This window comes from Mycobacterium sp. E3298 (genome assembly GCF_001666895.1).
GTDB lineage: Bacteria > Actinomycetota > Actinomycetes > Mycobacteriales > Mycobacteriaceae > Mycobacterium.
Genome location: NZ_LZJB01000452.1, coordinates 1 through 8,824, shown reverse-complemented (window position 1 = coordinate 8,824; position 8,824 = coordinate 1). Strand labels below are relative to the sequence as shown.

Annotated in this window: 8 protein-coding genes and 3 pseudogenes; 7 read left to right on the top strand and 4 right to left on the bottom strand. The window is 68.9% G+C overall.

Annotation, left to right across the window (positions count from 1 at the left end):
* The 3 genes and pseudogenes from A9X05_RS21080 to A9X05_RS21070 all read right to left on the bottom strand — a co-directional run.
* Window positions 1-353: pseudogene (locus A9X05_RS21080) on the bottom strand (adenosine deaminase); the annotation flags it as partial.
* Window positions 350-1,636: a thymidine phosphorylase gene (locus A9X05_RS21075; RefSeq protein ID WP_067752022.1), complete on the bottom strand. Its 1,287-nt coding sequence runs from the start codon at window positions 1,634-1,636 to the stop codon at window positions 350-352. The pseudogene A9X05_RS21080 and the gene A9X05_RS21075, both read right to left, overlap by 4 nt.
* Window positions 1,633-2,031: a cytidine deaminase gene (locus A9X05_RS21070; protein WP_067752025.1), complete on the bottom strand. Its 399-nt coding sequence runs from the start codon at window positions 2,029-2,031 to the stop codon at window positions 1,633-1,635. Before A9X05_RS21070 ends, A9X05_RS21075 begins: the two co-directional genes overlap by 4 nt.
* A 240-nt stretch (window positions 2,032-2,271) precedes the next feature.
* Here A9X05_RS21070 and sdhC point away from each other — a divergent pair, with 240 nt between their 5' ends.
* Genes sdhC through A9X05_RS21050 form a run of 4 tightly spaced genes read left to right on the top strand, consistent with a single transcriptional unit; the run spans window position 2,272 to window position 5,636 of the window.
* Window positions 2,272-2,610 (top strand): succinate dehydrogenase, cytochrome b556 subunit, encoded by a 339-nt coding sequence (gene sdhC, locus A9X05_RS21065; RefSeq protein ID WP_067752028.1) that lies wholly within the window; start codon window positions 2,272-2,274, stop codon window positions 2,608-2,610.
* A complete protein-coding gene (locus A9X05_RS21060) occupies window positions 2,607-3,077 on the top strand; it encodes a succinate dehydrogenase hydrophobic membrane anchor subunit (RefSeq protein ID WP_055402940.1) in 471 nt (156 codons plus the stop codon). Before sdhC ends, A9X05_RS21060 begins: the two co-directional genes overlap by 4 nt.
* A gap of 4 nt (window positions 3,078-3,081) precedes the next feature.
* Complete coding sequence (gene sdhA / locus A9X05_RS21055; RefSeq protein ID WP_067752031.1) at window positions 3,082-4,836, top strand: succinate dehydrogenase flavoprotein subunit; 1,755 nt, start codon at window positions 3,082-3,084, stop codon at window positions 4,834-4,836.
* On the top strand, window positions 4,836-5,636 hold the full coding sequence (locus A9X05_RS21050) for a succinate dehydrogenase iron-sulfur subunit (RefSeq protein ID WP_067752035.1): 801 nt from the start codon (window positions 4,836-4,838) through the stop codon (window positions 5,634-5,636). Before sdhA ends, A9X05_RS21050 begins: the two co-directional genes overlap by 1 nt.
* On the opposite strand, the gene A9X05_RS21045 is transcribed toward A9X05_RS21050, so the two are convergent.
* Window positions 5,637-6,704: a diguanylate cyclase gene (locus A9X05_RS21045; protein ID WP_231978443.1), complete on the bottom strand. Its 1,068-nt coding sequence runs from the start codon at window positions 6,702-6,704 to the stop codon at window positions 5,637-5,639.
* Window positions 6,705-6,839: 135 nt separating this feature from the next.
* Here A9X05_RS21045 and A9X05_RS21040 point away from each other — a divergent pair.
* From A9X05_RS21040 to A9X05_RS21030, 3 genes and pseudogenes are all read left to right on the top strand, one after another.
* Window positions 6,840-7,430 (top strand): annotated as a pseudogene (locus tag A9X05_RS21040) (carboxymuconolactone decarboxylase family protein); the annotation flags it as partial.
* Between the two features lie 86 nt (window positions 7,431-7,516).
* Window positions 7,517-8,068, top strand: a complete 552-nt coding sequence (locus A9X05_RS21035) for an aspartate/glutamate racemase family protein (protein ID WP_255369236.1) — start codon at window positions 7,517-7,519, stop codon at window positions 8,066-8,068.
* Between the two features lie 329 nt (window positions 8,069-8,397).
* Window positions 8,398-8,824 (top strand): annotated as a pseudogene (locus A9X05_RS21030) (hypothetical protein); the annotation flags it as partial.

Genomic DNA, 8,824 nt, shown 5'->3' with positions numbered 1-8,824 from the left:
GACAGGCCCCGGTCGATGTGTAGTTCCGGCGCGAACCGGATCTCGGCGTACACCACCGAATCGGCGGCCAAATCTTCGACGCACTCGTAGGCGACACGATGCAGCGCGTCGGCCGTCTGCATGACCGCCACGGTGTGCGAGAAGGGCTCCAGGTAGCGCTCCAGCGAGCCGCTGTGCGACCGGGTGCGAAACCAGGTGGCCAGCTCGTCGACGTCGGTGGTGGGCAGCCCGTCGTAGCCGGTCTGGCCGGCGATTTCGACCACGGTCGACGGGCGCAGTCCCCCGTCGAGGTGATCGTGCAGCAGCGCCTTGGGCGCCCGCTTGATCTGCTCGAGGCCCAGCGGTGTTGTCACGTCAGGATCCGATCGATGACCAACGGCCGCGGATCGGGCGCCGAGTCGCCGACTCGGTAGCCGCCGTCCAATTCGGACAGCGCGGCGCCGAAGCGCTCCGGGGTGTCGGTATAGAGGGTGAACAGCGGCGCGCCGGGCGCCACGGGGTCGCCGGGGCGGCGATGGATCCGGATGCCGGCGCCGGCCTGCACCCGTTCGCCCGGACGGGATCTGCCCGCACCGAGCCGCCAAGCCGCCTGCCCCACTGCCATCGCGTCGATATCGCCCATTGTGCCGCCCCGCCCCGCGGCCACGGTCTCGGAATGCGCACCGATCGGCAACGGAACCGACAGATCCCCGCCCTGAGCCGCGACGAGCCGGCGGAATCGGTCCATCGCGGTGCCGTCGCGCAGCGTCGCGGCGGGGTCGCGGCCGTCGAGCCCGGCCAGCTCGAGCATCTCGCCGGCCAGGCGCACCGTCAGCTCGACCACGTCGGGCGGCCCGCCGCCGGCCAGCACGTCCAGCGCCTCGGCGACCTCGAGGGCGTTGCCGACGGTCGCGCCCAGCGGGGTGTTCATATCGGTCAGCAGCGCGCGGGTCGGCACGTCGTGCGCCGCGCCCAGCTCCACCATGGTGTGGGCCAGCTCGCGGCACCGGTCCGGAGAACGCAGCAGGGCTCCGGAGCCCACCTTCACGTCGAGCACCAGGGCGCCGGTCCCCTCGGCCAGCTTCTTGCTCATCACCGAGCTGGCGATCAGGGGCAGCGACTCGACGGTCGCGGTGACGTCGCGCAGCGCGTACAGCTTGGCGTCGGCCGGGGCCAGCTCGCCGGCGGCGAAGATGGCCGCGCCGACGTCGAGCAGTTGCGCGCGCACCCGCCGGTTGGACAGCACGGGGGTGAACCCGGCGATCGCCTCGAGCTTGTCCAGGGTGCCGCCGGTGTGCCCGAGCCCGCGCCCCGACGCCTGGGGCACTGCCGCACCGCAGGCGGCGACGACGGCCACCAGGGGCAGGGTGATCTTGTCCCCCACGCCGCCGGTGGAGTGCTTGTCGACGGTGGGCATCGGCAGGTCGCGGAAGTCCAGCCGCGGGCCGGAGGCCAGCATGGCCGCGGTCCAGCGGGCGGTCTCGCCGCGGTCCATGCCGCGCAGGAAGATCGCCATCAGCAGCGCCGACATCTGTTCCTCGGCCACCCGGCCGTGGGTGTAGGCGTCGACGACCCACGCGATGGCGGCATCGGACAGCCGGCCGCCGTCGCGCTTGGTTCGGATCACCGTCGGCGCGTCGAATGCGTGGTCGGTCAACGGGGTTCCCGCGGCAGGTCGGCGTCGAAGGCGTCGGGCAGCAGCTCGCCGAGGCGGCGGGGCCCGGCCGGGTGGTCGATCAGCAGCTCGGGGCCGCCGTGCTCGAGGAGCAGCTGGCGGCACCGCCCGCAGGGCATCAGCGCGGCCCCTCGGCCGTCGACGCAGGCCAGCGCGACCAGCCGGCCGCCACCCGTCGCGTGTAGGGCGGACACCACACCGCATTCGGCACAGAGACCAAGGCCATATGAGACGTTCTCCACATTGCAGCCGGTGACGACCCGCCCGTCGTCCACCAGCGCGGCCGCCCCCACCGGGAACCGCGAATAGGGCGCGTAGGCCCCCGCCGCGGCACCGATTGCCATGCGGCGCAGCGCTTTCCAATCGACATCAGGCATACCCGACCCCGCTCAGCTCTTGCCACCCAAGACTGTCACCCTAACCCTGACGGGCGAGTTCGCCCGGCGCACCGCTCGGCGCGGGTCGTCCCCGCGCGGGGTTAGGCTGAACTGGGTCGATGTCAGAAGGCGGTGAGGACTCCGGTGACCACACAGGCGACAACCGCGGATCCGGCGGCACAATCTGCACCCTCGCGCAGGCGGCGACCACCCCGCACCCTGTATCGGGGCGACCCGGGCATGTGGTCGTGGGTGCTGCACCGCATCAGCGGCGCGACGATCTTCTTCTTCCTGTTCGTCCACGTGCTGGACGCCGCGATGCTGCGGGTGAGCCCGCAGACCTACAACGCGGTGATCCACGACTACCAGACCCCGGTCGTCGGCCTGATGGAGTACGGGCTGGTGGCCGCCGTCCTCTTCCACGGGCTGAACGGGATCCGCGTCATCCTGATCGACTTCTGGTCGGAGGGCCCCCGCTACCAGAGGTTGATGTTCTGGATCGTCGGAATCGTCTTCCTGCTGCTGATGGTTCCGGCCGGTGTGGTGACGGGCATTCACATCTTCGAGCACCTGCGATGAGCTCCCCCGACCTGCAGCTGGGCCGCGGCCAGGTGGCCCCGGTCCGCCAGCGCAGCCACGACCGGCCGGCCAGCCTCGACAACCCGCGCTCGCCGCGGCGCCGCGCGGGCATCCCCAACTTCGAGAAGTTCGCCTGGCTGTTCATGCGGTTCTCCGGCGTCGCGCTGATCGTCCTGGCCGTCGGGCACCTGTTCATCATGCTGATGTGGGACAACGGCGTTTACCGCATCGACTTCAACTACGTGGCGCAGCGCTGGGCCTCGCCGTTCTGGCAGTTCTGGGATTTGGCGCTGCTGTGGCTGGCGCAGCTGCACGGCGGCAACGGCCTGCGCACCATCATCGACGACTACAGCCGCAGCGACCGCACCCGGTTCTGGCTGAACAGCCTGTTGCTGTTGTCGATGGGGTTCACGTTGGTGCTGGGCACCTACGTGCTGGTGACATTCGACCCGAATATCGGAGCGTGACGCCGTGATCCAGCAACACCGATACGACGTGGTGATCGTCGGCGCCGGCGGTGCCGGCATGCGCGCCGCGGTGGAGGCGGGTCCGCGCGTCCGGACCGCGGTGCTCACCAAGCTCTATCCCACCCGCAGCCACACCGGCGCCGCCCAGGGCGGGATGTGCGCGGCGCTGGCCAACGTCGAGGACGACAACTGGGAATGGCACACCTTCGACACCGTCAAGGGCGGCGACTATCTCGCCGACCAGGACGCGGTGGAGATCATGTGCAAGGAAGCCATCGACGCGGTGCTCGACCTGGAGAAGATGGGGATGCCGTTCAACCGCACCCCCGAAGGCCGCATCGACCAGCGCCGGTTCGGCGGGCACACCCGCGAACACGGCAAGGCCCCGGTGCGCCGGGCGTGCTACGCCGCCGACCGCACCGGCCACATGATCTTGCAGACCCTCTACCAGAACTGCGTCAAGCACGACGTGCAGTTCTTCAACGAGTTCTACGCCCTGGACCTGGTTCTGACGCAGACGCCGAGCGGCCCAGTCGCCACCGGCGTGGTGGCCTACGAGCTGGCCACCGGTGAGATCCACGTCTTCCACGCCAAGGCCGTGGTGCTGGCGACCGGCGGCTCGGGCCGGATGTACAAGACCACCTCCAACGCGCACACGCTCACCGGCGACGGCATCGGCATCGTGTTCCGCAAGGGACTTCCGTTGGAGGACATGGAGTTTCACCAGTTCCATCCCACCGGCCTGGCGGGGCTGGGCATCCTGATCTCCGAGGCGGTGCGCGGCGAGGGCGGGCGACTGCTCAACGGCGAGGGCGAGCGCTTCATGGAGCGCTACGCGCCGACCATCGTCGACCTGGCGCCCCGCGACATCGTCGCCCGCTCAATGGTTTTGGAGGTGCTGGAGGGCCGCGGCGCCGGCCCGCACAAGGACTACGTCTACATCGACGTGCGCCACCTCGGCGAGGACGTGCTCGAGGCCAAGCTGCCCGACATCACCGAGTTCGCCCGCACCTACCTGGGCGTCGACCCGGTGCACGAGCTGGTCCCCGTATACCCGACGTGTCACTACGTCATGGGCGGCATCCCCACCACCGTCACCGGACAGGTGTTGCGGGACAACACGTCCACGGTGCCGGGCCTGTACGCGGCCGGCGAGTGCGCGTGTGTGTCGGTGCACGGCGCCAACCGGCTGGGCACCAATTCGCTGTTGGACATCAACGTGTTCGGCCGTCGGGCCGGGATAGCCGCCGCGGACTACGCCGACGGGCACGACTTCGTCGACATGCCGCCCAACCCGGAGGCGATGGTCGTCGGCTGGGTCGGTGACATCTTGAGCGAGCACGGCAACGAGCGGGTGGCCGACATCCGCGGCGCGCTGCAGCAGTCGATGGACAACAACGCCGCCGTGTTCCGCACCGAGGAGACGCTCAAGCAGGCGCTGACCGACATCCACGCGCTCAAGGAGCGGTACTCGCGAATCACGGTGCACGACAAGGGAAAGCGGTTCAATAGCGACCTGCTGGAGGCCATCGAACTGGGCTTCCTGCTGGAGCTGGCCGAGGTCACCGTGGTCGGCGCGCTGAACCGCAAGGAGTCCCGCGGCGGGCACGCCCGGGAGGACTACCCGAACCGCGACGACGTGAACTACATGCGCCACACCATGGCCTACAAGCAGGGCAGCGACCTGCTGAGCGACATCGCGCTGGACTTCAAGCCCGTCGTGCAGACCCGCTACGAACCGAAGGAACGGAAGTACTGATGACCGACACGGTCGAGGCAGACATCGAGCGGGGACCCGAGCCGCCACTACCGCCGATCCCCGATGGCGCGGTCCTGGTGACCGTGAAGATCGCCCGGTTCAACCCCGACAACCCCGACGCCTTCGCGGAAACCGGTGGCTGGCAAAGCTTTCGGGTGCCCTGCCTGCCCAGCGACCGGCTGCTGAACCTGTTGATCTACATCAAGAGCTACCTGGACGGGACGCTCACCTTCCGGCGCTCCTGCGCCCACGGCGTGTGCGGTTCGGACGCCATGCGCATCAACGGCGTCAACCGGCTGGCCTGCAAGGTGCTGATGCGCGACCTGCTGCCCGAGAAGAAGGGCAAGCAACTCACCATCACGGTCGAACCGATCCGTGGGCTGCCGGTGGAAAAAGACCTGGTGGTCAACATGGAGCCGTTCTTCGACGCCTACCGCGCCGTCAAGCCCTACCTGGTCACCAGCGGCAATCCCCCTACGCGCGAACGCATTCAGAGCCCCACCGACCGCGCCCGCTACGACGACACCACCAAGTGCATCCTGTGCGCGGCCTGCACCACCAGTTGCCCGATCTTCTGGCATGAGGGCAGCTACTACGGCCCGGCGGCGATCGTCAACGCGCACCGGTTCATCTTCGACAGCCGCGACGAGGCCGCCGCCGAGCGCCTGGACATCCTCAACGAGGTCGACGGCGTGTGGCGCTGCCGCACCACGTTCAACTGCACCGAGGCCTGCCCGCGCGGCATCCAGATCACCAAGGCGATCCAAGAGGTCAAGCGCGCGCTGATGTTCACCCGCTGATCATCTGCGCGGGTCGCACAGCTCGTGATGATTGCTTCGGTTGCCGCCCAACCGCTTGGCCTCATACATCGCGGTGTCGGCGGCGGTGACCAACTCGGCCAGCAGCGATTGCGGTTCGGCTCCAGTGTCGTCGATCTGGGCGCAGGCGGTGCCGATGCTGGCCGTCACCCCCGCGGCCGACGCGGCGATGACCCGACACACCTGCGTGGCCAACGATTCGGCGTTGCAGGTCTTGGCGGTGCCGACCAGCAGGAATTCCTCACCGCCGCTGCGCGCCACCACCGCCTGGTCGTCGCAAGCGGCCAACAGGGCCTGGGCGACTTGAACGAGCGCCCGGTCCCCGGCGGCGTGACCGAGCCTGTCGTTGATCGCTTTGAAATGGTCGAGGTCGATCAGCATGACCACCAGGTGGGAGTCGATGCCCCGGCGCGCCACGATCATCCCGAGCGCCTCGTGCTGGAATGCGCGCCTGTTCAGCAGGCCGGTCAACGGATCCCGGTCGGCCTGCAGCAGATCTCCGGTCAAGGCGCGCATCAGGATCCGGATGGCCAGCGGTAGCGCGATGTTGACTTCGATCACCAGCCACAGATCCACCCCGGCGAGGCTGGGATGCCCGGATCTCGCGAGCGACAACGCCTCCCAGGATCCCACCGCGGCGGCCACCGCGAAGTTGTACAGCACCAATCCGGTGGTGTGAAAGAACGCCATGTAGGCGCCGAAGGTCGCAAAGGCGATGCAGCCGATCAGCGCGGCCAGCGGGTTCGGATGCGCGAGGCACGCCAGCGCGCTGGCGGTGTTGCACGTCAGGCCGAACGCGATGGACTGGCCGCGAGTCGGCCAGCGCCACGCCCACAGGAACACCCCCGCCACCCCGCCCGCGACGGCCACCCACATCATCGCCACCGGTACCGATCCGCGGGGACCGTCCGAGCCGGCCAGCAGGGCGATCAGGCACAACACCATCGATGCCGAAATGAACGCCATCACGGCCCGAGTGGCGCCGCTGAGGCCTCGCGAAGCGAGGTAGCCGGAGAGCCAGTCGTACTGATCGGCCCGCCGGCTAGACACCGCGGTCATCGTTGACTCGCAATCACACCACCGCTCATCGACGTCGAAAGGCTAGCCGCATGCTACGACTCTCCGGCGCCACGCGAGGCGCATTCCGTCCGTCACACTTTGGCGGCCCATCCCGTCTTCAGGGGTATGACACAGAGAACCCGCATCGAGCCCCTGTCCCCCCGGCGCGCCGGCCTGCTGACCCGCGCGATGTACCGGATCGCCAAGCGGCGCTACGGCCAGGTCCCCGAACCGTTCACCGTGACGGCCCACCACCGCAAGCTGATGGTCGCCGGCGCCGTGCACGAGACGATGATCGACCGGGCGTCCAAGGCGCTGCCGGTCGGCGTGCGTGAGCTGGCGGTGTTGTGGACCGCGCGCAGCATCGGCTGTTCGTGGTGCGTCGACTTCGGGTCCATGCTGCAGCGCCTCGACGGCCTGGACATCGAACGGCTCAAAGACATCGACAACTACGCCAGCTCACCACTTTTCACCGACGACGAGCGCGCCGCGATCCGCTATGCCGACGCGATGAGCACCGATCCGCACGCCGTCACCGACGAGCAGGTCGCCGACCTGCGCGCCCGGTTCGGCGATGCCGGCGTGATCGAGTTGACCTACCAGATCGGCGTGGAGAACATGCGGGCCCGGATGAACACCGCGCTGGGGATCACCGAGCAGGGCTTCAGTTCCGGCGACGCCTGCCGCGTGCCCTGGGCTGACGAAGTCGGGGGATAGCATCCCCGATCGCCGGAAACGGACGTCTCGATCGCTCGCCGGCAGCGGCGCGGACGTGATCGCCCCTCGCATGCAACGCCACCACGATCGAACGCGCGGCGGGCGCACCGGCATGCGTCGGGATGGTCGAGGCGACGGCTCGGACGCTGCGACGGCTCGACGTCCGCCGGGTCGGCCTGCTCGCGTCGAGCATCATGGTGTCGTCCGCGGCCTACGAGCGCGGCCTGGCCGAGGTGGGCATCACCGTCGTGGCGCCGGCCCCGTGCGATCAGGAGATCATCGACCGGTTCATCGAATCGCTTCGGCGGTCCCGGACTCCGATCCCCGTCCCGGGGCAATTCCTCCGGGCGATCGCCGCGATCGGCGACGACGTGGACGCGCTGCTGCTGGACTGCAATGAGCTCTTCGGTGTCGTCGACGCCGAGATGGCCGGCAAGCCCGTCGTCGACAGCGTGACCGCGCTGGTCGAGGAATCCGCACGCTTGTTGGTGAATCCGGTCGCCCCCACCCCCGCGGTGACCGACATTGAATCCATTGCCGCTAAACGCCCGTCCCACCGCTGGTCGCTATCGCGTTGGCGGCCACGCCGGCCGCAGCCCAGCGCCGGCGAACTCGTTCGCCTCGGCGATATCCCCTAGGGCGCAAGTCTTTTCGTTGCACACGCCGATCGCGAAAATCACATCGGCGTGTCTTGACGCCGGTCGTCGCCGACGGCGGCCTCAGCAACCGCCGCCGTCCGGTCGGTGCGACATTGAAGGCATCAGCGCCCACCGCAACGTTGTTCGCGCGCGAAAAGAGCGGCGGGTGAATCTTTTCGCAGAGATCCGAAAACCGCTCGAACGTCGTGATATACAGCGATTACTCCTGGGCTCGTCGCTAGTCACTACGGGATCGGCCACGGCGGACCGGGGGCCGGCTTGCCGGCGCATACAGGTTGCGGAACTGGTGCGAAGCCAAACGGAGGGGTATGAAGTCACCCTTGGACTGGTCGCTGATCGACTTCCCGGCGCAGGCGCTGATCGCGGTCTCGGTGGTCGGCCTCGTGGTCGCGCTGCTGTGGCGGCGCGAGCGCCGGTGGTGGCTACGGGCGGTGCCGCTGTGCGTGGCTATCGCGGCGGCGGTCGCGGCAGCCTGCTATTTCATAGTGAACTACCGCTGGCATCCCTACCCCGACATCATCCCGTGGACTCTGTTCGCGTGGGGCGGGCTCGCCGCCCTGGTGTCGTGCCTGTCGGCCGTCAGGATGCGTCGGTCCGGCTGGCCGGCACGCGCGCTGATGGTGCTGGGCGTGCTGTGGTCGGTGGTCGTGATCGCCGCGCAGGCCAACATCCACTACGCGGCGTTCACCACCGCACGCAAGCTGGTCAACCCGCTGCTGCACCCAGTCGGCGACC

What these genes read in the sequence shown, in the direction of transcription:
- A9X05_RS21070 (WP_067752025.1), bottom strand. Translation starts at nt 2,031, where the DNA reads ATGCCTGATGTCGATTGGAAAGCGCTGCGCCGCATGGCAATCGGTGCC.
- sdhC (WP_067752028.1), top strand. Translation starts at nt 2,272, where the DNA reads ATGTGGTCGTGGGTGCTGCACCGCATCAGCGGCGCGACGATCTTCTTC.
- A9X05_RS21060 (WP_055402940.1), top strand. Translation starts at nt 2,607, where the DNA reads ATGAGCTCCCCCGACCTGCAGCTGGGCCGCGGCCAGGTGGCCCCGGTC.
- A9X05_RS21050 (WP_067752035.1), top strand. Translation starts at nt 4,836, where the DNA reads ATGACCGACACGGTCGAGGCAGACATCGAGCGGGGACCCGAGCCGCCA.